The following is a 25419-nucleotide window of genomic DNA, read 5'->3' on the forward strand; positions in this document are numbered from 1 at the left end:
GCTTCACCAGTTGCTTTTGGTAATACTGTTACTGGAACACTTACTGTTTCTGTTAACTTACCATTGTCATAAGTTACTGGTACGTCTACTTTAACATCAGTCGCTCCAGCTTTACCTGCTGTTTCTGGTAATGTTGTTGGTTCACCTTTTGTTCCATCTGCACCTGGTGTTACGGCTTCTTTCGCTTGAGTAGCTGTTGGTTTTTCACCTTCGAAAACTACAATCTTACTTGGTGTTGAGCTTACGACTGTTACTGGTACATTAATCGTATCTTCTGCTACTACTGTACCTGTAGCGTCTTTATATTGTACCTTAACTGGTACTGCAGTTTTATCACCATTAGAATCAGTTGCTGGAACAGTATAATCTTGATTTGGAACTAATTCTACTGTAACTCCTGATGGTAATGTTAGTTTACCTAGTGCAGCTTGTGCTTTTTCTTTTACAGTTGTTGTTAGGTTGTCACTAGTTGTATCTTTTAATGTTGTTACTTTTTCTGGTGTTGCTTTTGGTAATACTTCAACTGGTACATTTACAGTTTCATCTCCTGTTGGATATGTTACTGTTGTTGGTACAGTTACATCTTTTGCTCCTGCTTTACCTGTTGTTTCTGGTAATCCTGCTTCTGTTGGAGCGTTAACTGTTCCTCCATTACCTGGTGTTACGGCATTCTTAACTTTCTCTGCATCTGGTTTTGTTCCTTCTAACGTGTAAACTGGTTTTGCTTCTGAACCTAATACGTTAACTGTAATTTCTGCATCTTTTGTATAAGTTTTTCCATCTACTGTGTAAGTTACTGGAACTTTAACAATTCCTTTGTTCGTTCCTTTTTCTGCAGTGATTTTTGCTAAAACTTCTTCTGTAATTTCGCCAACCACTACATCTTTAGAACCTTCTGGTAATTTTGCTTTGAAGTCAGCTGATGTTGCTACTTCTGTCGCTTTTGCTTTTGTAACTTCTTTTACTTTATCTACTGTTGAACCTTTTGGTACTTCTACTTCACCAGTTGCTGTTGGTAAGACTACGACTGGGACTACTACTCTTTCCGATAACTCACCATTATTATATGTTACCGGAATGGCAACTTCTTTCGTACCTGGTTCAGCTGTAATATTAGCTTCTAAAAGCGGTTCTCCTTTAGTTCCATTTGTTCCCGGTGTTACAGCTGCTTTTACTTCTTCATCTGTTAAATCATCATCTTCAAACTTAACAATTTTATTTACTGTAGATCCTACCACCGTTACTGGAACTTCAACTTCTCTAGTTTCAACAACATTATTATTAGCATCTTTGTATTCTACTACTACTTTTGCTGGAGTTTGGTCACCTATTGTAGTTGTTCCTGGAAGAGTTCCTGTTTTTACTTCTTTAATCGATACAGTAACTCCCGTAGGAATTTTATCTGTGGCAATTGCTTTAACTGCTTCTTTCGCTTTTTCTTTTACTACATTTTCTAAGTTAGTACTATCTTTTAGTACTGTTACTCCTGTTGGTGTTACTTTTGGTAAGACTACAACATCCACTTTTGTTTCTACTTGAATTGTTTCAGTATCTTTTGTGTACGTAACTGTTGCAGGAGTTGGCAATGTTTGCCCAGCTTTACCTGTAGTAGTTGGAATATCTGTAATATCATTTTTACTTGGAGTAAATCCATCTACAGTTGTAGGGTTTACTTTTGCTTTTAATTCGTCATTCGTAACAGTATCATCTTCTACTTTATATAATTTATTTGTTTCTTGATCTTTAACTGTAATCACATAGGTCGTTGAAGCTACCGCAGAATTGTCATTTTCATTTGTTCCTGTTGCTGTATCTGAATCTGAATCTGCAGTAACTTTATTTCCATTACTGTCTTTTACATCTACTTTAACAGTGTACTCTCCTGTCTCTGTTAATTTCACCGCTGCTGCAGCTGCAAGACTAGTATATTCTGTTACCTTCCCTGAAGGAGCCGTTAATGTTACTTTTGTAACTGTTGTTTCCTTTTTATTTGGAGCAGTTGTCGCATCATCTTCTCTATCTGTAATCGTTACTGTAGCTGATTTTTGTTTTACTAAATCTACTGTTGCACCTTTTACAGTTGTATAAGAAGTTGAATGAACAGCTGGAGCATCATTTAATACAGACGCTTTATCTGAACTTTCTGCATAAACTGCATCAACTGTTCCATTGAATCCTGATGAAGTAGAAATTGTCCATTTATCTCCAGTTTTCGTTGCTGTTACAGTTGAGTTATCATCTGCAGTCCATTTATTTAGTCCCTTGTTGTATTTTACAGTTACGATCATTCCTTTATTCGTATCATTAGCTGACTCCGCTGCACTATTTGATGCATTTTCTTTGTTATAAGTTGTTAATGTACGAGTAGGATCGCTAACAGCTGTTACTTTTCCTTCTGCATTTAAGGTACGAGTATATTCATAAACATTGAATATTGTTTCACCGTTTTTATCAACATCAACGTATAAATCACGTTTTAACCATGTAGTTGTTCCATCACTGTTAACTGTTTTCTTCTCAGCGATTTCAGCTGGCAAATCCCAACGACCTGTAACTTTATTAAAGGTTGCTGTTACATTTTCTCCAAGTTTAGTTTTTAAAGCTACTTCTGCTCTTGTAAATGTTGCTGTTACATTCTCACTACTTGCAGTTACCTTAATATTATCCGTAGCTGCTTTAGCCGTTGCAGTTGGAAGTACTTTTAGATTAAAAGTTTCGCCAACTGTACCGATTTCATCATTAACATTTACAGCTGTATTTGTAGTTTCTGTAACAACCCATTTCCCATCTTTGGCAACAACTTTTGTATTTGTGCCATCTGGTAATGTAATCGTAGCTTCTGAAGCACCTCTTGAAATTGTAATTGGTACTTCTTTATCATATGCATGTACATTTTTCACAGATACTGCAGGTGAAATTTTAAAGGTAGCATGTGCATATGCTTCATTCGCATTAGTTTCTTTATAGTCTCGTGCATAAATAGAGACACGGTAAATCCCTGCTTCAGTCGGTGTCCCTTTAAATCCATTTTTATTTCGTTCAGTCATGTCATTTGAGGCAATTGTGAAACCGACACCAGGAATTTTAGTGTCATCCCCTGTTAAATCTGTAACAGTACTAGCACCTGCCCCTGTAGTTCCAGTAATTTTCACTCCAGAAACACCAAGAATTGCACGTCCCACAGTTTCTCTAATCGTTGCTGTACGGTTAAGAGGATTTCCATTTTCATCCGTTAAACTATAAGGAATATTTCTACCATTTGGTGCACCAGCATGGGAAGCTCCAGCATCTCTATATTCTACTGGTACTACAAGTTCTTCTCCTACTTTACCTTCTTTAACGGCATCGTTAATTTCTAACGTAGGTGGCGTACCATCTTTCCATGCTGTACCACCGTATCTATGTAGATCTAACGGAATTCTTACATTTTTTCCAGTTTTGGTATTAGTAAAAGTAACTGTCGCCACTAGTTTTTGATAGTTAAATGGACTACTATGCGTTACAACCCCTTGTATACTATCCGATTGTTTATCATATACTAATCCCCCAGGCATATTTGATACTGTAAAATCAGAAACAGTCCAACCTGCCGCTTTCGCTTCTTCTGTTACTTCAATACGTTTACTTGCATCTTTGACGTAAACTTTATCAATTCCTTGTTCATAACCAAGTTTATAAATACTTGATAATAAATATTCGTACGGTCCACCACCAAAGTAAGTAGAAGCGGCTGAACTTTGAATTCTTGTATTATTATATTTCAATTTTCCACGCCATAGAGGAGCTTCTTCAATAATTTTTTGTACTTCTTCTGCAGGAAGTTTCAATCCGTAGTCAACACGTGCCTTGACATCACTTGGTTGCAACTCAAATGTAAAGTTAGATGGTCCAGGTGTAACACGCGTACCTGCTCTTTGATCAGAAAACACTCTGAATTGTAATCCTTCAGCATTCGCTTTTTGTTCCGCTGAGTCTACCCCTAGTGTTCCTGATCCAGATTGGACACCGAATGGCATTTTATACGTATCCCAACCAGTAAAGTTTTCTCGTGATACTGTACTTGTACTACCTATAATATTTTTCGCAGTTGGTTTTGCTGGTGTTGTTGGTGTCAACTCATCATTTGTTACAGTTGTTGTGCCACCATTACCTGATGTGTCCGCTCTAAACCCACTCTCACCTTTTCCAGGAATAGCTTTCCCATTTCTTGGATCTTGGTTTTTATTTACTTTTTCTTCTGTAGATTTATCAGCTTCTTTTTCAGTTTTTTTATCCTTTTCTTTTGGCATACTTTCTAATACAAATGCCTTAGAAGTTAATTCAGATGTGAATTTATCCACTTCTAATTGTTGGATATCTGAACGAGATACTGCTTGTTGCGCTTTTGATAATAACTCTTTTGCTGCAGTAATTGTTGTAGTAGTTTTCTCTGTTTCTGTTACTTTTCCTAACAATTGACTCAATCGTTCAATTGCTTCGGATAATTTTGAAGTGTTGACTTTTTCAGCAACTTCTGTTTTAATATTCTTTCCAGTTTCTGGAGCTTTCGTTTCCGTTGCATGTGTATTGACTACTTCTTCAGCAGCTGCTTGTACATTTGTACCACCTAGCACAGCTAATCCAGAAGCAATTGCTACACTGGCAACTCCAACCGTAAATTTACGGATACTATATCTCAAAAATCTTTGTGCTTGAATTGCACGTAAATTTTGATTCTTTTTCAAAATATTCCCTCCTAATTTTAGAATTATTCCTATTTTAAAAAGAAATCTTCTTAAAATAAATTATTATGATACATTTCTACTCTAATGTAAATACTAAAAAAATGCAAGTAAAATGGAGCGTTTTTTTTTTTTTTTGAAAACGCTACCTTTACTTTCTATACAACATTCTAAAAACAATTCTCCTTCTAACTCTCACAACATGTAGATAACTTTTTTAGAACTATTCTGTTATTATTTTTTGATTATATATTCAAACTAATTTCTATATAATTCTGTACATAAAATGTACCGTCCTTCATTATTTTTCTTTGTCAGATTTAAGTTTGAACCGGGACTATAAGCCCTGATTACAAGCCTTATTGCTTTTGACTCGTCACTTGCCTCTTAAAGTGGCGTTTGTATTACTTACCATCATCTCTGAAGGGATACTCATACTCTTTTACACTTAATTTATCGATTGCTATATCATATTTTTCTTGTTCTTGTATATATTTTCTTATGGTAGATTCATTGAGACCTACTGTGCTTACATAATATCCTTCTACCCAAAAATGACGGTCCCAAATTTATATTTTAAATTTGTGTGTTTATCAAACATCATTAGTGCGCTTTTTCCTTTTAAATATCTCATAAAATTTGAAACACTTATTCTTAGTGGAATACTTACCAACATATGAACATGATCCGGCATAAGATGCCCTTCTATAATCTCTACTCCTTTATAACTACACAATCGACGAAATATTTCTCCCAAACTTTTCCTATATTGATTATAGATAACTTTCCGTCTATACTTAGGTGTAAAAACAATGTGGTATTTACACATCCATTTTGTATGTGATAAACTATTAGCTTTTTCAACCATATTTTTTCTCCTCTCGCTATATGATGGGCTTGAATACCTTTATTGTATCGCGATTGGAGTTTTTTGGTATAACCTTCGATGCGCACCCGCATAGCGGGTGGTTTATTTGCCACGCACCTACGGAGCGTGACGGACTGAAAGTCACACAAAAAAACCTTTCTCGAAATCGAGAAAGGTTTGAGAATTGTCTTCTTATTTGAGACCGTATTTTTTGTTGAAACGATCCACACGTCCGTCTGCTTGTGTGAATTTTTGACGACCTGTATAGAATGGGTGAGAATCTGAAGTGATCTCAACACGTAATAATGGGTATTCGTTACCATCTTCCCATTGTACAGTTTCGTTTGATGATTTTGTTGAACCTGATAAGAATTTGAATCCAGTAGTTGTATCCATGAAAACAACTGGACGATATTCTGGGTGAATTCCTTGTTTCATTTTCTATTCCTCCTGCCCTGAATTATTGCCTAATCCAGAGTTATTTATTTTTATGCATAAAGCAACACAAGTATAATAGCATGCTTAGACCTAGAATGCAACTATTTTTATTAGGTGAAATGAATTTTCTTAGTGTAAAATTTCTAACCCAACTCACCCTAATCTCCTAGTTCTAAACCAGGCATTGCATTGACATCCATCGCCACAAAATCTTGTTCTAACCATTTTGAATACGCAGCTGCACCAATCATTGCAGCATTATCGCCACATAAATTCATTGGTGGAATCGAGAAGGTTACCGTTGGATAATGACTTTGCATCATCTCTTGTAGTCCTGTTCTAAGTCCACGGTTTGCTGCGACTCCTCCTGCTAATACAAATTGCTTCACAGGATATTCTTCTAGTGCACGTTTACTTTTTTCTACTAATACTTCCACGACACTTGCTTGGAAACTTGCCGCAACATTTTCTGGCACAATTTCTTCGCCTTTTTGTTTTGCATTATGAATACGATTAATAACTGCTGACTTTAATCCACTAAAACTAAAGTCATAATGGTCTTCATGAATCATCGCTCTTGGAAAATTATACACATCTTCTCCAATATGCGCTAATTCATCCATTTTCTTCCCACCTGGATAAGGTAAGTTTAAAATTCTTCCAATCTTATCATACGCTTCTCCAGCTGCATCATCTCGAGTTTCCCCTATAATTTCAAACTGTCCGTCTTGTGGCATATAGACTAATTCTGTATGTCCACCACTCACGACTAATGCCATCAATGGAAATTGTAAAGGTTCGATTAATTGATTTGCATAAATATGTCCTGCCATATGGTTAACAGCAATTAATGGTTTGTTCGCTGCTAAAGCAACTGCTTTTGCAGCTGAAATACCGATGAGTAAAGCTCCGACTAATCCTGGTCCAATCGTTACCGCTACTGCATCGATTTCTTCCATTGTTTTGCCACCTTGCACTAATGCTTCTTCTATTACTTGCGTAATTTGTTCTACATGGTGACGGCTTGCAATTTCTGGTACAACTCCTCCAAATCGCATATGACTTTTGATTTGAGAAGCGACAATATTTGATAATAAGGTACGACCATTGACAACAACTGCTGCACTTGTTTCATCACAGCTACTTTCAATAGCTAGAATAACGACTTCTTTTGTCATTGTTCATATGCTCCTTTCTTAAGTTCTAATCGATAGAGTAAGGCATCTTCTAATGGTTCTGTATAGTAATCACGCCTTCTGTGATAACACTCGAATCCTAAAATTTCATATAATTGCTGAGCACGATGATTAAATTCTCGTACTTCTAAAAATACGGTTGCGACTTCTTGCAACCCTAAATCATATAATGCCATTTGCCATAAGCGTTGGGCAAGTCCCTTTCCTTGGAATCCTGTATGAATGACAATATTCGTAATCGTTGCTTCATCTAAGACGACTTGCATCCCAACAAATCCAATTAATGTATCCACATGATACACGCCGTAATAAGCTCCATATTCAGAAGCAATATCTTCTTGGAACGCTTTTGCACTCCAATGTCCAGGATATTCATAATGTTGTTGCACTAATTGGTATAACTGTTCTGCTACATCATCTTCTACTGTCAATCGTTTAAACGAAAACTCTGATGATGAGAAGGATTCTGGTGTTTTAGGGGGTAATGGATAAGTCATCAGTACCGCATCCTCTACTTCATTTTTATAATATTTGTCTTTATAACCTGTTTGAATAAATCCAAACTTTTCATATAAACGAATGGCCTTAGTATTGGAAACTCTGACTTCTAGGGAAATGGAATCTTTTTCTAATAAGCGTGCGTATTTTTCTAATTGCTTCATTAATAAAGTCGCACATCCTAAAAATCGAATATCCGAATGAACCGCAATATTCGTAATATGAAGATCTTCCGGAGTTACTCTTGCACCTACAAATGCCTGTATCGTTTCTTCTAATTCAATAACGATATAAATTGCTTTTGTATTATAGGTTAAATCTTCTCCAAAGGCTTCTTTCATCCAAGGGGGATTTCCCATATACGCTTCCTCTTCTACTGCTGCAATAGCATCAACATCCTCTACAGTAGCTAATCTAATCGTTGCAATTTGTCCATTAGAAAGAGGGATTCGTTTTGGTTGTTGGGGTAATTGGTGAGCAATAAAATCTCCTACAGGAATTGCTTGATCAACTAATCTTTCTAATTGTTGCCATAAAGATTGTGTCCAATCCTTACATACGCTCCACATAGTTAATCTCCTGTTCTTCTTGATGATTCGCTATCCAATTTTCTTCTGCTTCTGCTAATTTTAAATACGTCGGCACAAAAATATCTGCATCTTCTTCTGGTCCAACTTGTGCTAATTTTCCAAAAAGTCCTGCATGAACTACTGCATCATTCTCTGTAGTAAAAACAGCTTTTTCTCCTAATTTTTCAACAATCAACTCTTTTTGTACATCTGTTAATTGTCCTACAAAATAAAGAGGAGCTTCATAAGTCGCTAACTCTTCTAACCAATCCACCCAAGAAATATGACGTTCTGGGACTACCAATTGTGGAAATAGTTGGTTCACTTGATAAAGACCCGTAAAAATATTCTCTCTACGAGCATCAAAAAATGGAACAACATAGGCTCCCTCAGGAACAACTTCTACAACATTTGCAACAATCGCTTGTAAACTTGAAACAGATTTTAGCGGAATATGCAATGTCTTCGCAAGAGTTTTCGCAACGGTTACTCCAATTCTAAGTCCAGTATACGAACCTGGTCCTTTGGCAACAATCACACCTGTTAGTTCTTGCATACTGACTTGACTTTCTTGAAGTACTTCTTGAATTGCCGGCATTAGTTTGACGCTATGTTGTAACGTGTCTGGAACTGTTTGTTCAACAATCGTTCCCTCATCTTTGACAATGGCAACCGATAAAGTTTTATTTGAGGTATCAATAGCCAATACGGGCATAGAGCACTTCCTTTCTAGTTTTTATTGGAAGAAGGGCAAGTAGTACTTCTCGTTGCACATTTGCCCTCTTCAATCATTTATTCAAATGTTCTTTCTTTTCACATTGGAAAGATGAAATCAACGTGCGTTTCAGAAGGAATCCGGTGCGACTTTCGTCGCCCTCGGCTTCTTCTTCCAACGGTTCGATTCAGAACATCTTTCTTCACACATTATTTAATCCGGCTCAGAAAGATTGAATCGACGTGCGTTTCGGTGGAATCCGGTGCGATATTCATCGCCCTCGTCTTCCCCCTCCAACGGTTCGATTCAGAGTATCTTTCTTCGCACCTTTTCTTAGTACGCTCTTGCGATCCACACTGTTTGTGTTGCTGGTTTACCTGATACGATACATGTTTCTTTCTTCACTGGTGGGTTGAATGGAATATTACGAGTCGTAAATCCAGTTTCTTCTTTGATTTTCGCTTCTGTTTCTTCTGTTCCATCCCAACCAACTAATACCCAACCAGGTACTTCGCCAGCTTCACGTTTTGCTTCAATATGAGCTTTTAATTCATCTAAAGTATCAATGTTTGTATATTCATTAGAAGCACGCATTGCACGAGCTGTTTCTAATAAACGTCCTTGCATTTTTTCTAATTCAGATTGAATTGTTTCTACTAACACATCAAAACCTACCGCAACTTTTTCATCTAAGTCACGCATTTTTGTCATTACTTGATTATTTTCTAAGTCACGTGGTCCACATTCAATACGCATTGGAACTCCACGTAATTCCCATTCATTGAATTTGAATCCTGGTGAGTTATCAGTGTCATCGATTTTCACACGTAAGCCTGCTGCTTTTAATTGTTGTTGTAATTCTTCTAATTTTTCTAAGATAGCAGGATTTTTCTTCCATGGTCCAACTGGAATTAAAACTACTTGTGTTGGAGCTACTTTTGGAGGTAATACTAATCCTTGTTCGTCTCCGTGTGTCATAATTAATGAACCGATTAAACGAGTTGATACTCCCCATGAAGTTGTATGAGCGTGTACGTGTTCGTTTTCTTTTGTTAAATATTTAATGTCAAATGCTTCCGCAAATTTTGTTCCCATATAGTGAGAAGTTCCAGCTTGTACAGCTTTTCCATCTTTCATCATTGCTTCGATTGAGTAAGTATCTACCGCACCAGCAAAACGTTCTGATGGAGTTTTTTGTCCTTCATAAATAGGAACAGCTAATACGCCTTCTACTACTTCTTTATAAATGTCTAACATTTTCATTGTACGACGACGTGCATCTGCTTCATCTGCGTGAGCAGTATGTCCTTCTTGCCATAAAAATTCAGATGTACGTAAGAATGGTAAAGTTTTCTTTTCCCAACGGAATACATTTGCCCATTGGTTTACTTCATATGGTAAATCACGGTATGAATTAATCCAGTTTGAAAATGCAGTTCCAATCATTGTTTCACTTGTTGGACGTAACGCTAAACGTTCTTCTAATTTTTCGCCTGCTGCTTCTGTTACCCATGGTAATTCTGGAGCAAATCCTTCAATATGATCTGCTTCTTTTGTGAAGAAGCTTTCTGGAATTAACATTGGAAAATATGCATTGCGAATTCCTTCTTCTTTAAAACGACGGTTAAATTCTTCTTGAATATGTTCCCAAATTTCATAACCATCTGGTTTGAAAATCATACATCCACGCACTGGTGAATAATCCATTAAATCAGCTTTTTGAATCGTTTGGATATACCATTTTGAGAAATCTTCTCTTTGTAAGTTTGTTTTTTCTGCCATATTAGCACTCCTTTTCTAAATATCGTGGAACAAAAAGAGCCATTCTCCCTATAAAAAGGACGAATGACTCGCGGTACCACCTTTAATTACATTTCATGTTAAATGTCTCTTGAAACGTGATAACGGTACGTGAACCGGATTATTTTCATAATCAATATGCTGGTAGGTTCAATTCTAAAAGCGGGGGTTCTCTCTCAGCTATGAAGAACTTTCTGTACCCATTTCAGAACTTACTATTCCATGCATTATACTACCGAAAAAACGGCTAGAAAGCAAGTGTTATGGTCACAAAAAAACATTCCCTATAACGAATAGCATGAGTCTGCCACTGCGAGTTGCTTCCATCCTACGTATCAGAAAAAATTCTTTTGTATCCTTCATTTGTACGTCACTCATTACTTTATTTCAAAACGAAAAAATTCTTTTGTAGTGCCTTACTCTACTATAAATCCACTTTCTTTCATACAATAAACTTCAATCGCCATTTCTTGTTCAATCATTTGTTGGATTATAAAGTCTAAAGCATCTTCTTCCGTGAAGAATCGAAGCGTGAATACTTCTTCTCCTTCATTAACAAATAATTCTAGACTTGAGTAATCCATCCAAGCATTTAGATGTTTTAAAGGAGATTGTAACGTTCTTTCTCGTGTTTCCTTTTCTCCTGTTTCCCAATCGGTACGACTGACAGACAACACTTGAGATTCTGCATCATATTGAATTGAAATTTCATTGCGTAATTGAATCGTTAATTTGTCCTGAACGGCTTCTTTCCAATTCACTGTCCACACTTGTGCAGGTGAAGAAAAGACCGATTCAAATCGAGTCGCATTCCATTGGATTTTTTGAACATCTGTTGTTAAATTCCATAATTCACGTGCAGGTTTTTGAAGATATTTTCCATTTTGAACCGACACTTCACGTGGAATGGTTAACGTATGAATCCAGCCATCTTGAATTGTTGGGATAAGGCCTTCTTTTCCTTCTGGAATTCCCATCCAACCATATTGAAGAATGCGACCGTCTTCTGCTTGGAAACTTTGCGGAGCATAATAATCAAATCCTGCATCAACTTCAGTTACGTTGTCCTCTTCCACAACAAATTTTCCATCAATTGTAAACTGACCTAATTGCACTACAGTTTGATATAAATTATTGAATCGTTCTCCTTGAGCTTCAATTCCTTGCGGAGAATAAATAAATGCATCCTTCTCTTCAAATGGAATCACATCTGGACATTCCCACATATATCCGAAGTCTTTTTCTTCAACACTAATCAAACCATTTAGTACCCAGTGAAGTAAATCTTCTGAACGATATACTAATGTATCTCCTTTTAAATCTTCCGTTTGAGCTCCTACAACCATCCAGTAATGATCGACACGAGAATCATACCAAACTTTTGGATCACGCACATGTCTTGTATAGCCTTTTGGATGTTCAAATAATGGGCCTTTCTTTTCAAAATGAATCCCATCTTCTGACACTGCTAAACATTGATAACTAGAAGCATTTCCTTCTTCATCTTTTACATTTCCTGTATAAAATAACCATAATTGATCATTATGAACATATGCACTACCAGAATATACCCCACTTTTATCAAACCATTGGTCTGGAGCTAATGCTAGTTCGACTCTTTTCCATTGAATCATATCATCCGAAACAAGATGTCCCCAATGCTTATTTGCATGCTTTGTATCTGTTGGATTCCATTGAAAAAATACATGATATTGTCCTTTAAAATAAATTAATCCATTTGGATCGTTCATTAATCCATAAGGAGGAACAATATGATACACTAATCCATATTTTCCAGTATTACTTTTTCTTACTAAACTCATTGATACTCCTCATCTACATAAAAGTCGAAGCTATCGTGTGACGCTTCGACTTTTTCTTTTATTTTATTTTTTCAACATATCATCGCTATAACCGATTGTATATGTTAATCCAAAACTTACTGCAAAGGCTACTGCGATTGCTAATACGTATAATGGGAATTGGCTATTTAAGAATAATAACATTCCTGGTAATACTGTTACAGACATACCTGTTGCTTTTAATTGGAATAAAGCTGCTAAGAATCCTCCTGTAGCTCCTCCGATTAATCCCATTACAAATGGTTTACCAAAACGTAAGTTAACCCCAAAAATTGCTGGCTCTGTAATTCCTAATGCAGCAGAGAATGCTGATGGTAATGCTAGAGCTTTTAATTTTGTATCTGTTGTTTTGAAGGCAACCGCTAATGTTGCTCCTACTTGTGCAGCCATTGCTGCTGAGATAATTGGGTTAAATGGATTTAATTCCACCCCTGTAGCAATTTTTGAAGATTGTAATAATTGTGTTTCTAAGAAATTAAAGATGTGGTGAACACCTGTTACTACGATTACTTGTTGTAATCCACCAATAATAATCCCTGCTAAACCAAATGGTAATTGTAAAACAAATTCAGTTGCATTTAATACGACTGTTTCTACTGAGTGGAAGAATGGTCCAATGATGAATAATCCAAGAACACTCATTACTAAAAATGTTAAGAATGGTGTTACTAATAAATCTAATGCATCTGGAACTTTTGTACGTAACCATTTTTCTAATTTAGCGCCAATCATTCCTACGAAGAATGCTGGTAAAACTGTTCCTTGGTAACCTACTACTTTAATGAAACCAAAAAATACAATTGGCTCTGCTCCACCGGCAGCTACTACATAAGCATTTGGTAAAGCGCTGTTTACTAACATTAATCCTAAAACAATTCCAAGTACTGGTGAACCACCGAATACTTTAAATGTTGACCATGCTACTAATGCTGGTAAGAAAGCAAAGGCTGTGTCTGTTAATACTTGTGTGTATAATAAGAAGTTTTTGTCAATTACGTCAGGTGTCATTCCGAATAATCCTAGGAAAATTGGGTTTGTTAATAATCCGCGTAATCCCATGAAAAGTCCTGTTGCTACTAAAACTGGGATAATTGGAACGAATACGTCTCCGAATGTTCTACTCATTCTTTGGAATAAGTTTCCTTGTTTTTTCGCTTCTTCTTTCATTTGTGCTGTTGAAGTTTCTGCTACTCCTAAACGAGCAACGGCTTCATAGACTTTATTGACTGTTCCTGTTCCGAAGATAATTTGGTATTGACCTGAGTTAAAGAACGCTCCTTTTACTCCTTCTAATTGGTCAATGGCTTCTTTGTTGATTTTTGCTTCATCAAGAACCATAATTCTCAAACGTGTAGCACAGTGTGCGACAGATTGAACATTTTCACGTCCTCCGATATTTTCAAGGACTTCTTTTGCAATTACATCATAATTCATGTTGAACTATCCTTTCTTTTTTCAATTCGGAACCATTTGTGGAACCGGTTTGCATACATAAGATAAAGTAAAATAATACACTTGTCAACCACTTCTAACAATGTAAATGATGTAAATATTATGAAAAGGGTATTTTCATCTTTTACTAAATTAAAATACAACCGACTTTTGGAGTTGTAGCAATGGACGCCAGTAGCTTCGCTCTGCGAATCTCTTGGCTAAAATTTGAGCCTATGGTCTCAAATTTCCCAGTAATAGAAACTGCTGCGACAGTTTCTATTACCAATGCTACTTGAAAAGTCGGTTGTATTTTCATTTTTTATGCGGATAAAAGGTTATGTAACGGCACTAACAGATTTACTTTTTGGGGTCATTTACTAAAATTAAAATTCAACCGTCTTTTAGAGTTGTAGCAATGGACGCCAGTAGCTTCGCTCTGCGAATCTCTTGGCTAAAATTTGAGCCTATGGTCTCAAATTTCCCAGTAATAGAAACTGCTGCGACAGTTTCTATTACCAATGCTACTTGAAAAGTCGGTTGTATTTTCATTTTTTATGCGTATAAAAGGTTGTGTAACGGCATTAACAAGAAAACGTACAACCGTTACTACAAAGCAAAGTCAATCTCTTATACGTACTCTAATAAACACCCGTCCATAAGAAAAGACTTTGCATAGTAGCACAAGTAATATAATCTGCAGAGTCAGATTATATTACCGGAAAATTCGAGACCAAGGCTCGAATTTTAGCCATGAAACCGAAGGTTTGCTGGCGTCCGCCGCTACTATAAAGCAAAGTCTATTTCTAAATAAATTAACGTTTGTCGATCCTCTTCACCGCATAGTCTCCGACAAATTGAATCAAGAACACAAGAATTAAAATCGCAACCGTCGCCACGAAAATAATATCCTGCTTATTACGAGTAAAACCAATCATATATGCCAAGTTCCCTAATCCCCCAGCACCAATAACACCCGCAACAGCAGTAGAACCTACTAACGCAATCGTTGTTACCGTAATACCAGACACTAACGCAGGAAGTGATTCAGGAATTAACACCTTCGTAATAATCTGACGAGTCGTAGCACCCATTGATTCTGCCGCTTCTACAACCCCAGAAGGAATCTCATTTAAAGAAATTGACACTAAACGAGCATAGAACGGAGCTGCACTAATCACTAAAGTTGGAATCGCACCCTTAGGTCCTAAAATAGTTCCCATTAACGCTTTCGTAAAAGGCATTAATAAAGCCAGTAAAATAATAAATGGAACCGAACGGAAAATATTAATAATTCCAGAAAGGAATAAATTCACCCATTTATTTTCTAAACTTCTACCAGGACTTGTTAAATATAAAAACAAACCCAGTGCTAAACCAATAATGAACACATAGAAAGTAGATAGAAAACTCATATAAACTGTTTCATTTGTCGCTTTAATAACTTCATTCCAATCTACATTTTTAAAACTCAACATCTCTTGGAATAATTCTGAAAAACTCGATTGAGCTAAAAACACATTAAACATTTTCTAGTACCTCCACAATAATTTCTGCTTTTCTTAAGTAATCAATCACTTCTTCAGCTTTAGCAGATTCTTCTTCAATTAAAATAATCATACTTCCAAGCACACCTTTTTGCGTTACATTTACATGCGCTTGTAAAATCGAAATTGAAACATCTAGTTTACGAATAACTTCTGATAAAATTCCTTCTGCTGTTGTATCCCCTAAATATTGAATACGAACAGCTACTCCCGGACGAAGTGAAGTTGATAAATGATCAAAAACATCTGCTAAATCTTGTTCAGAACGTTCTTCACCAACAAATTGTTTTGTAATCGTTTGTTGAGGATTTTTAAATACTTCTAATACTTCCCCAGTTTCAACTACTCTACCTTGTTCCATTACAGCAACACGATGGCAAATTTGACGAACGACATGCATTTCATGCGTAATTAATACAATTGTTAACCCTAAACGTTTATTAATTTCTACTAATAAATTCAAAATATCTTTTGTTGTTTTTGGATCTAACGCACTTGTTGCTTCATCACATAATAATACTTCTGGATCATTGGCTAATGCACGAGCAATCCCCACTCTTTGTTTTTGTCCACCAGATAACTGAGATGGATAAGATTTTTCTCTTCCTGTTAATCCAACAATTTCAATTAATTCGGCTACTTTTTTCTGGCGAATATCTTTTGCCACTCCAGCAATTTCTAATGAAAATGCAATGTTTTCTTCAACTGTACGAGACCATAATAAGTTGAAATGTTGGAAAATCATCGCAATTTTACGACGCTCTTGTAATAATTCTTTTTTCTTTAATGTAGTAATATCTTTATCATTGACAAAAATATGACCAGTTGTAACAGATTCAAGACCATTTAACAAACGAATTAATGTACTTTTACCTGCCCCTGAAAAACCGATAATACCAAAAATTTCGCCTTTTTTAATGTCTAATGAAACATCTTTGACTGCTTCAACTGTCCCTTGTTTGCCATGATAAATTTTAGAAACTTCTTGTATTTTAATCATTATTCTTCTCCTTATACTCTAAAAAGGTGTGGCAAATAGCGCGTGCCACACCTTTTATTTTATCATTATTTTGCAGGAATTACAGATCCATCTGCATATTTATCAGAGATAAATTTACGGATTTCATCACTTTGTAATGCTTTGATTAAAGCTTTGATTTTATCAGAATCTTTATCTTTTGGTTTAACTGCTACTAAGTTTGCATATGGTGAACTTTCATCTTCTAATGCGATTGAATCTTTTTTAGGAGATAATTTTGCATCAATTGCGAAGTTTGAGTTGATAATTACTGCATCTCCTTCGTTAGCTTCAAATGTTGAAACTAATAATTCAGGAGCAATTTCATTTTTAATTTGAATGTTCTTTTTGTTTTCAACGATATCGCTTAATTGAGCGTCAACTGGTTTAACTCCATCTTTTAATTTAATTAAACCTGCTTTTGTGAAGAATGATAAGAAACGACCAACTTCAGCTGGGTTTGTTGAAGCATATACTGTTGCGTTTTCTGGTAAATCTGCTAGAGATTTATATTTTTTAGAATAAATAGCCATTGGCTCGATGTGAACATTACCGATACTTACTAAATCTTCATTATGTTCTTTGTTGAATTTTTCTAAGTAAGGTGTATGTTGGAAGTAGTTAGCATCTGCATCTCCTCCGAATACGATTTGGTTAGGTGTTACGTAGTCGTTTACGATATTGATTTGTAAATCATATCCATCTTTTTTAAGAATTGATTTAGCTGCTTCTAAAATTTCACCGTGTGGTGCAGGTGAAGCTACTACTGTAATTTTTTTGTCTTCCACTTTTGGAGCTGCTGTCGTTGCTGCATCTTTTGATTGAGATGCTCCGTTTCCACATGCTACTAATGTTGTAGCTACTAATCCTAACGCTGCTGTTTTAATTAATTTTGAAATGTTCATAAATAAATTCCCCTTTTCTTTTCCATTGATTAATGATGATTAACGGGCGCGCTTTCCGTCAATCGTCGAATCAGATAATTGATGTTATAAGTATTTGAGCCATAAAAAAACTCCACCTTAGTTTTTGACTAGAGGCGAAGGATCGCGTTACCACTCTATTTTTAACAAACTTCACAGCTTGTTACTCTATAAGTACACTCTTGTATACTCTAGTACGGTATCGGGCACCATTCGCAGAAGCTTCATCACTTCTGTTGCTCCCAGACCATTTTCAATAAAGTTCCTGCATCCTTTTTCACCAACCGGACTCTCTTTTTACGTTCGCTTTTATTTACTTATCTGTTCATTGCATCAGTTATTTATCTGTTGTAGATAATATAATATATATTTAAGTTATTGTCAACGACTTTAGATAAATATTCAATATAGTTTTTAACTATTACATTCCATAGCTTTTCTGCATGATAGGAAGTGATTTATGGTAAAATGAAAACAAAGGAGCTTTTAATATGAACAGAATTAAAACTTTTTCAAAATCAATAAAACAGCCAGAAAACATTACAGAAACAACACTATCAATAATTCATTCTATCGAAAATGAATTAGATTTTGCAGATAAATACGCTGAAGAACATTCCACAAGATATTCCCACAAAGAAATTTTTACCCGAGCAAAAGAAAGAATCAAGAATACTTCTTCGTTCTAAAAGTCCCCTTATTTATTTACGAAAAACGGAGAAAGACTTCCTCATAGTAGCATGCGTGAAAGCAGCCGAAACTCGGCTACTTTCACAAGGAAAAATCAAGACCCTAGGCTTGATTTTTAGGCATGAGACTCGTTTTAATGAGGCTACTGCCGTCCTATGCTACTATTTTGGAAGTCACTATCCTAAACATCGTCTCATCTCCTCACGTAAAACGGAGAAAGACTGTTCGCCGTTGCAAAAGTAATAGTAGCCATATCGGCTACTATTACACGGGAAATTTCGAGACTAAGGCTCGAAATTTAGCCATGAGACAGCATTAGCTGGCTGCTGGCGACCTTGCAACAAAAGAACAGTCTTTCGTAGTTAACGATAGTTTTTTAACTCTCTCTGTACATCTCGTTTTATATCTTTTTGTTTTAACGCTTCACGTTTATCATAGTTTTTCTTACCTTTCGCAATTCCAATCAACAACTTGGCAACCCCATTTTTAATATAAACCTTCAATGGAACAACCGTATTTCCTGCCTGTCTTACCTCTTGCTCAAGCATTTGAATTTGTTTCTTATGCAATAACAACTTTCTCGTACGAAGCGGATCATGATTGAAAATATTCCCCTGCTCAAACGGACTAATGTGAACCCCTACTAAAAAAGCTTCTCCATTTTTAAAACTACAATAACCATCTTTCAAATTCATTCTAGCTTGACGAACCGATTTAATCTCCGTTCCCGTTAATACTAAACCTGCTTCAATCGTATCTAAAATCGTATAATCATGATTCGCCTTACGATTTTGCGCTAAAACTTTATTATCTGTTCCTTTTGGCATCCGAATTCTCCTTACGAATGTTTTTTTCTACGCTTTTGCTTTGCTTGCGCTTTAAAATGTTGTCTTCCTTTATTTTTGGAAGACCTCTTTGATTTTTTACTTCTGCTTTCTTTTTTCGCAGTTTTCTTAGGCGCTTCTTTTCCTTTAGTTGGACGTTTGTTTTGATTAATCAAATCTGCATTATCCGCCGCTAAAATAAAATCAATTTCATGCGCTTCTACATCAACTTTAATTAATTTTACTTTAACACGATCTCCAATTCGATAAGTTACTCCTGTTCTCTCACCAATTAAGACCATATGACTTTCAATAAAGTTAAAGTAATCTTGATTCATATGCGTAATATGCACTAAACCTTCAACGGTATTTGGCAATTCCACGAATATTCCGAACTTGGTAACGGAACTAACAATTCCTTCAAACTCTTGTCCAATCTTATCAGCCATAAATTCAGCTTTCTTCATCGCATCTACTTCACGTTCTGCTTGAACTGCTAAACGTTCCATTTTACTCGATTGATCCGCAATTCTTTCTAATTTAGAAGCATTTAATTCTTCTTGTTGCTTCGATAAGAAACTTCCAGTACCTTCGTATTGACGAATCATACGGTGAACAATTAAGTCTGGATAACGACGAATCGGTGAAGTAAAGTGAGTATAATCTTCTGCTGCTAATCCATAATGTCCAGAAGGTGTAATATCATATTTAGCTTGTTTCATAGAACGTAACATCATTGTCGATACAACTGCTTCATATGTTTCCCCTTTTACTTCATCTAAAGCTTTTTGCAGTTTTTTCGGACTAATGGTGTCGCTTGTTCCTTTAATATTAATGCCAAATGCTGTGACAAACTCTAAGAAACGTTGCATTTTTTCTTGTTGTGGTTGTTCATGGACACGGTAAATAAATGGAACATTTTTCCGTTGATAGTGCATCGCAACTGTTTCATTAGCCGCTAACATAAAGGATTCAATTAATCGTTCGGCAACTCCACGTTCACGAATTTGAATGTCAATCGGTGCGCCTTGTTCGTCCACAATAATTTTTGCTTCATGTGTTTCAAAATCAATCGCACCACGTTCTTTTCTTCGTCTTTCTAAAATATGATGTAATTCTTTCATCTCCAACAACATTTGCTGAATTTCATCTGGAATTTCAACTTCTTTTTTCTCATACAATTCATTCACTAAACTGTATGTTAATCGCATATCTGAACGAATAATACTTGGGAAAATCTCATATTGATAAATCGTTCCACTACGGTCAATTTCCATGCGACAAGACATCGTTAATCGTTCTTCATGTGGATGTAATGAACAAATTCCATTCGATAATCGCTGTGGTAACATTGGAACGACACGGTCTGTTAAGTACACACTTGTTCCACGTTCAAATGCTTCTCTATCGATAGCTGAATTTTCTGTCACATAATACGATACATCCGCAATCGAAACGGTTAATTCAAATATTCCATCTTCACGTTTTGTTAATGCAACGGCATCATCTAAGTCTTTGGCATCTGCTCCGTCAATTGTCACCGTTAATTGTTCACGTAAATCTTTACGCCCTTTTCGATCTTCATCTGTGATGACTTCAGGAACAAGATTTGCCTGCTCGATTACTTCTTGTGGAAATTCTGTTGGAATATGTAATTGTTGTAAAATCATTAAAATATCCATTCCAACGGCATCTTTGTACCCAATTTCTTTGACAACAATTCCTTCTAATGAAGAACGATTTTTTTCATTCGTATATTTCGTTAATTCTACAATGACCACTGTTCCATCTACTGGATGCAAACCATTTGGACGAATTAAACAACGAGTGCCTGCTAATTTTTTATCTTTGACAACTAGTTCACCGCAATAACCTGTATCTTCAGCAGTTTCAGAACTAAATCGAGTATAAATCCCTACCACTTGAGTGGTATAGCGTTGAATAATTTGGACAATTTTCCCTGTCGCAGAACGTTGACGATAGCTATCGGCTGGTTCTGTAATTACTAATTCTACTTCATCCCCATCCATCGCACTCATTGTATCTCCACGAGGAATGAAAATATCTGATTCTCCTTCGACTACTGTAACAAATCCAAATCCTTTGTCATTGGCACGATACGTTCCTTTTAATGTTTGATTTAAAGGATTTAATCCAAACTTTCCATTTCGATTTAATTCTAAGACGCCTTCTTCTTCTAATGCGGCTAATTCTTTGACTAATATTTTAAAATCTTGAGATTGATTCATCCCAAAATGCTCACTAATTTCCTTTACGTAGAAACTTTCTGGTGCATATTCTTCAAAAAAAGACACCAAAACTGTTCTCAATGATTCTCTCATCTCTTACCTCCATTCTTGTTGGTTTAAAAATTCTAATACAGATTCTTGAAATGCTGCTTTTTCTTTTCCGACTGTAATGACATGCCCTGATTGTTCAAACCAATGAAAATCAACGGCTGCATTCACTAATGCTTCTTTCATTTCAATCGATACTTCAGGATCGACTAATCGATCCAATTCCCCTTGCGCAATATAAAAAGGTCCTGTCACCTGTTCTAAGTTTTCTGCCACTTTAGCTGAAAAATCATGTAAATCTGCTAATTGTTGTTTTGCTTTAGTTTCTAATTCAATGATGGCATCCTCGCTCATTTGAGCATTTTTTGCAAATGCCATAAAACTCTTCAATAAATCTGGTAATTGTGCATTTCTCGTAGATACAGGTGAACAAAATGTTCCCGCAATTTCCACTAATTGATTGGTTGCTAAGGCTGCTGCCATCATTCCTCCCATGGATAATCCTAACGCAGCAACCGTTGAATACCCTTGATTTCTCACAAATTGAACCGCCTGTTTTGCATCTTCATACCATTTATCAGGATTTTCATTTAAAATTTCATTCACATTTGAATGCTCGTGTCCACTAAAAGTAGGGACATACACCGCATAATCATGTCGATGTAAAAATGAAGCTAACATCCTTAGGTCAGATGACTTCCCAGTATATGCATGAAATAAAATAACCACCCGTTTATTTGTTGTTTCTTCTAACCAAATTGCTTCCAAGTTGTTCACTCCTACCCTTAATTGATATTTTCCATATAGAAAAACACAATGTCTTAGAGATACTCCTTCAACATTGTGTTTAATCATTTTTATTTTGATGAAATGTACGCTAAGGCTACTGCTAAAATCATAAAGATTGCTCCTAATCCGACAGTTACTCGAATTAAGAATGCTTCAAATCCACGTGCTTTTGTTTTTCCGAATAATTGCTCAGCACCGCCCGATAAGGAATTTGCTGCATTTGTTTTTGATGGTTGCATAGCTACAATAATAATTAGTAAGACACTAATAATAATCATCAATGTTAAAATTGTTTGATACAAAGGATCTCCTCCTCATCTAATATTCCTTTCAATTCTACCACAAATATACCGTAATTACTACCAATTGCTCTTAATTTATTTATCTCAGTACATTTTTTAAGCATCCATCCCCTATTTTTTCTAATTTCGTGATATAATGAACGTAATATGAAAAGGAGGTTTTTATGAAAGGTTTAGTGTTTTTTGACTTGGATGGAACACTGTTAAATAAAACAGGTCAAGTCGACCCTGATGTCATAGAAGCGATTCAACAATTAAAGGATAACGGCTATGAACCACTTCTAGCAACAGGAAGATCTCCTATCGAAGTTTCGGAAGTAATACGCTCTACGAATATTCATTCTGGAATTTTTATGAATGGACAAGTGGTGATTTTCAAAGGTGAAACATTAATTCATCATGAAATTCCAAAAGAAACAATTGAAAGACTGCTGCAATTTGCAAAAGAAAATCGACATGGAATGACCTGTTATAATGTTGATGCTTTTAAAATCATTGAAACAGTCCCCTTTGCACAAGAAGCCTATGGATATATTCATACACCAACACCGGATGTTGTTCCAGAATTTTATAAAGAGCAAGTCGTGAATATGATGCTATTACTTTCAAAAGACAATAATGATGAAGCTTATCAGCAAGCTTTTCCAGAATTAAGATTTATCCGGAATTTTCCTTATGCATTGGATGTTATTACCGCTGGAAATTCTAAAGCAACAGGCATTCGAACATTAATCCACACCTTAAATACGGAGTCTATCACTACATACGCTTTTGGAGATGGCGCTAATGATTTAGAAATGTTCCAAGAAGTCGATATTGCTATCGCCATGGGAAATGCTATTCCCCTTTTAAAAGATAAAGCAGACTATATTAGTACAGACAACGATAAAGGTGGCGTCATTCAAGGATTAAAACATTATCAATTAATATAGGAGGAAGCCATGTCACTTTATGAAATAGAAGTTCCTACATTAGATGGAACAAGTACATTAGAAGCCTATAAAGGGCAAGTATTACTCATTGTCAATACCGCTAGCGGATGTGGATTAGCGCCACAGTTTGCCCAATTACAAAGCTTATATGAAACATACCACGAACAAGGTTTTAGCGTTCTAGGTTTCCCATGTAATCAGTTTGGGAATCAAGAGCCATTAAGCGCAGAGGAAGCCGCTTCGAGTTGTCAATTCAATTATCAAGTCACTTTCCCAATATTTGGCAAAGTACTCGTGAATGGGCCAGAAACTCATCTATTATTCAAACTATTGAAAGAAGAAACAAAGGGACTATTCGGCAGTTCGATTAAATGGAATTTTACAAAATTTCTTGTAGATGCATCCGGAGAAGTCATCGCAAGATTTGCACCGACTACTTCTCCATTATCCATTGAAAAACAAATAAAACAATTATTAAATAAGGAGTGTTAATATGAATACAGAAGAAATTTTACGCATTTTAGAGGACTTAGAAGTAGCCATTTTTGCTACCGTGGATAAAGATGGAAAACCTCATTCTCGTCCAATCCACATCGGCGTGGCAAATGAACATGGAGTGTTCTTTATGACAAGTCCACAAACTCATTTCTACAAACAATTACAAGAAAACCCAAACGTTGCAATTGCGGCATTTTCACACGATGATTACTTAATTCAAGTCATTCGTATTGAAGGAAAAGTACGTGAAATTGGAAAAGAAGGTCTAGAAGAAATTTTAGCAGGAAATCCATTTGTTAAAAATGTATATCCAGATGATGAGCAACGTGCAAGTGTACAAGTATTCCAACTATATGAAGGAAAAGGCTTTTATCACAGCTTAACTCAAGGACATAAATATACATTCAGCATTCAAGCCTAATTATCAAAAACTCACTAAAATAGATAGAACCTTCCTTTTGAAGGTTCCTTTTTTTCTTCCATCCAATGTGATACAATGAACGTATCGTTTTAAAGGAGAGATATTTTATGAAAAATTCTAAAAAATTCCTAACTCATTCTATTCTATTCGGAAGTCTATTTGTACTCGCTGCAGGTTGTCAATCAACATCAACTACAAACAATACTACAACAACTACAGTTACAACAACTGCAGCAAAAGAAAAATCTACCACTGATTTAATTGGAGATTCATTACCTAACTTTACTTTTACTACAGCAGATTCTCAACAAAAAACTCCTGATGATTTTAAAGGAAAGAAAGTTGTCTATGTTGCTTGGGCTAGCTGGTGTCCAGATTGCCAACAAGAACTTCCAATTCTAAATGAATTAAGAAAAGACTATCAAGATTCTATTGAATTCATCTTAGTCAACTTACTCGTTAAAGGAGAAACACCTGAAAAAGCACAAGCCTTCTTAAAAGAAAAAGGACTAGAATTCAACTATTACTCAGATAAAGAAAAAAGCTTCCAAAAAGCTTTAGAAATTCATTCAATTCCAACGATGATTTTTGTGGGACAAGATGGAACTATCAAACATGTGATCGATGAAGTAAAAGATAAAGCAACGATTGAAGAAGCTTTGAAAGGATTATAAAAACGCAAAAAAAGGATGATGGGTACTGCCCATCATCCTTTTGTCATTTAAGAATTCAATTTTTATTTGTCTTCTTTTTTACCTTGTGGTGCTACTAATCCTAGACCTGCTAAGATTGATAATACAGCTGGAGTAAATACTGCAATTTTTATGGTGATTTTGATTTATTTTAATATTCTTTTTTTCACATATTCAATAATCTTATTCGGCGTATCAATTTCCCCATAAGTCACTTCAGTAGGAGCTACTTCAAGTCCAAACTCTTCTAACCTTACCAATAATTCTACAAACGCTAATGAATCCATCAATCCTTCTTCTTTTAAATTAATATCCTTATCTTCATAGACAACTTCATCTTCGCAAATTTCTTCTAAAATACTCAAAATTTTTTCTTCCATATTGTTCT

At 35.7% G+C, this 25419-nt stretch carries 20 protein-coding genes, 2 pseudogenes and 2 other annotated features; of the genes and pseudogenes, 5 read left to right on the forward strand and 17 right to left on the reverse strand.

Going from position 1 to position 25419, the window contains the following annotated elements:
• The 12 genes and pseudogenes from RWM24_RS04435 to RWM24_RS04490 all read right to left on the reverse strand — a co-directional run.
• On the reverse strand, window positions 1-4724 hold a 4724-nt coding region (locus tag RWM24_RS04435), incomplete at its 3' end, for a YSIRK-type signal peptide-containing protein (protein WP_314111990.1).
• A gap of 401 nt (window positions 4725-5125) precedes the next feature.
• A pseudogene (tnpA, locus tag RWM24_RS04440) lies at window positions 5126-5589 on the reverse strand (IS200/IS605 family transposase).
• A 192-nt stretch (window positions 5590-5781) separates the two neighbouring features.
• Window positions 5782-6027 carry a type B 50S ribosomal protein L31 gene (locus tag RWM24_RS04445; RefSeq protein WP_006703870.1) on the reverse strand — a complete coding sequence of 82 codons (246 nt, stop codon included), beginning with the start codon at window positions 6025-6027 and terminating at the stop codon, window positions 5782-5784.
• 158 nt (window positions 6028-6185) lie between these two features.
• Window positions 6186-7205, reverse strand: a complete 1020-nt coding sequence (gene tsaD, locus RWM24_RS04450; protein WP_314111991.1) for a tRNA (adenosine(37)-N6)-threonylcarbamoyltransferase complex transferase subunit TsaD — start codon at window positions 7203-7205, stop codon at window positions 6186-6188.
• Complete coding sequence (gene rimI / locus RWM24_RS04455) at window positions 7202-8290, reverse strand: ribosomal protein S18-alanine N-acetyltransferase (RefSeq protein ID WP_314111993.1); 1089 nt, start codon at window positions 8288-8290, stop codon at window positions 7202-7204. The genes tsaD and rimI overlap by 4 nt, the downstream gene beginning before the upstream one ends.
• Window positions 8274-9005 (reverse strand): tRNA (adenosine(37)-N6)-threonylcarbamoyltransferase complex dimerization subunit type 1 TsaB, encoded by a 732-nt coding sequence (gene tsaB, locus RWM24_RS04460; protein WP_314111995.1) that lies wholly within the window; start codon window positions 9003-9005, stop codon window positions 8274-8276. The genes rimI and tsaB overlap by 17 nt, the downstream gene beginning before the upstream one ends.
• Before the next feature lie 333 nt (window positions 9006-9338).
• Window positions 9339-10787 carry a proline--tRNA ligase gene (proS, locus tag RWM24_RS04465; RefSeq protein ID WP_314111996.1) on the reverse strand — a complete coding sequence of 483 codons (1449 nt, stop codon included), beginning with the start codon at window positions 10785-10787 and terminating at the stop codon, window positions 9339-9341.
• Window positions 10788-10839: 52 nt separating this feature from the next.
• Window positions 10840-11037 (reverse strand) — a binding site (T-box leader).
• A 184-nt stretch (window positions 11038-11221) separates the two neighbouring features.
• A complete protein-coding gene (locus RWM24_RS04470) occupies window positions 11222-12628 on the reverse strand; it encodes a glycoside hydrolase family 32 protein (RefSeq protein ID WP_314111998.1) in 1407 nt (468 codons plus the stop codon).
• Between the two features lie 81 nt (window positions 12629-12709).
• Window positions 12710-14101, reverse strand: a pseudogene (locus tag RWM24_RS04475) (sucrose-specific PTS transporter subunit IIBC); the annotation flags it as partial.
• 812 nt (window positions 14102-14913) lie between these two features.
• On the reverse strand, window positions 14914-15627 hold the full coding sequence (locus RWM24_RS04480; RefSeq protein WP_314112000.1) for a methionine ABC transporter permease: 714 nt from the start codon (window positions 15625-15627) through the stop codon (window positions 14914-14916).
• Entirely contained in the window at window positions 15620-16645 is a 1026-nt protein-coding gene (locus RWM24_RS04485) for a methionine ABC transporter ATP-binding protein (protein WP_314112002.1), read from the reverse strand. The genes RWM24_RS04480 and RWM24_RS04485 overlap by 8 nt, the downstream gene beginning before the upstream one ends.
• Window positions 16646-16710: 65 nt before the next feature.
• Window positions 16711-17568 (reverse strand): MetQ/NlpA family ABC transporter substrate-binding protein, encoded by an 858-nt coding sequence (locus RWM24_RS04490; RefSeq protein WP_314112004.1) that lies wholly within the window; start codon window positions 17566-17568, stop codon window positions 16711-16713.
• Window positions 17569-17695: 127 nt separating this feature from the next.
• Window positions 17696-17924 (reverse strand) — a binding site (T-box leader).
• Between the two features lie 153 nt (window positions 17925-18077).
• On the opposite strand from RWM24_RS04490, the gene RWM24_RS04495 reads away from it, so the two are divergent.
• A complete protein-coding gene (locus RWM24_RS04495; protein WP_314112006.1) occupies window positions 18078-18275 on the forward strand; it encodes a hypothetical protein in 198 nt (65 codons plus the stop codon).
• Window positions 18276-18638: 363 nt separating this feature from the next.
• Here RWM24_RS04495 and smpB read toward each other — a convergent pair whose 3' ends face one another.
• The 4 genes from smpB to secG all read right to left on the reverse strand — a co-directional run bounded on the left by smpB (window position 18639) and on the right by secG (window position 22488).
• Window positions 18639-19103, reverse strand: coding sequence for an SsrA-binding protein SmpB (gene smpB / locus RWM24_RS04500; RefSeq protein WP_006703881.1), 465 nt, complete (start codon window positions 19101-19103; stop codon window positions 18639-18641).
• Window positions 19104-19114: 11 nt separating this feature from the next.
• Window positions 19115-21442, reverse strand: coding sequence for a ribonuclease R (rnr, locus tag RWM24_RS04505; RefSeq protein WP_314112008.1), 2328 nt, complete (start codon window positions 21440-21442; stop codon window positions 19115-19117).
• A 3-nt stretch (window positions 21443-21445) separates the two neighbouring features.
• On the reverse strand, window positions 21446-22174 hold the full coding sequence (locus tag RWM24_RS04510; protein ID WP_314112009.1) for an alpha/beta fold hydrolase: 729 nt from the start codon (window positions 22172-22174) through the stop codon (window positions 21446-21448).
• 80 nt (window positions 22175-22254) lie between these two features.
• The gene (secG, locus tag RWM24_RS04515) at window positions 22255-22488 is read right to left on the reverse strand and encodes a preprotein translocase subunit SecG (protein WP_006703884.1); all 234 of its coding nucleotides are present in this window, start codon (window positions 22486-22488) and stop codon (window positions 22255-22257) included.
• 164 nt (window positions 22489-22652) lie between these two features.
• Between secG and RWM24_RS04520 the strand changes: the two genes are divergently transcribed.
• The 4 genes from RWM24_RS04520 to RWM24_RS04535 all read left to right on the forward strand — a co-directional run bounded on the left by RWM24_RS04520 (window position 22653) and on the right by RWM24_RS04535 (window position 25013).
• Window positions 22653-23420, forward strand: a complete 768-nt coding sequence (locus RWM24_RS04520; RefSeq protein ID WP_314112011.1) for a Cof-type HAD-IIB family hydrolase — start codon at window positions 22653-22655, stop codon at window positions 23418-23420.
• Between the two features lie 9 nt (window positions 23421-23429).
• Window positions 23430-23912 (forward strand): glutathione peroxidase, encoded by a 483-nt coding sequence (locus RWM24_RS04525; protein WP_314112013.1) that lies wholly within the window; start codon window positions 23430-23432, stop codon window positions 23910-23912.
• Between the two features lies 1 nt (window position 23913).
• Window positions 23914-24339 (forward strand): pyridoxamine 5'-phosphate oxidase family protein, encoded by a 426-nt coding sequence (locus RWM24_RS04530; RefSeq protein ID WP_314112015.1) that lies wholly within the window; start codon window positions 23914-23916, stop codon window positions 24337-24339.
• Between the two features lie 107 nt (window positions 24340-24446).
• Window positions 24447-25013, forward strand: coding sequence for a TlpA disulfide reductase family protein (locus RWM24_RS04535; protein WP_314112017.1), 567 nt, complete (start codon window positions 24447-24449; stop codon window positions 25011-25013).
• 164 nt (window positions 25014-25177) lie between these two features.
• Here RWM24_RS04535 and dltC read toward each other — a convergent pair whose 3' ends face one another.
• Entirely contained in the window at window positions 25178-25411 is a 234-nt protein-coding gene (dltC, locus tag RWM24_RS04540) for a D-alanine--poly(phosphoribitol) ligase subunit 2 (RefSeq protein WP_314112019.1), read from the reverse strand.
• Window positions 25412-25419: the final 8 nt, after the last annotated feature.

It is taken from the genome of uncultured Granulicatella sp., from assembly GCF_963516875.1.
In the GTDB taxonomy this organism is placed as follows: Bacteria; Bacillota; Bacilli; order Lactobacillales; family Aerococcaceae; genus Granulicatella.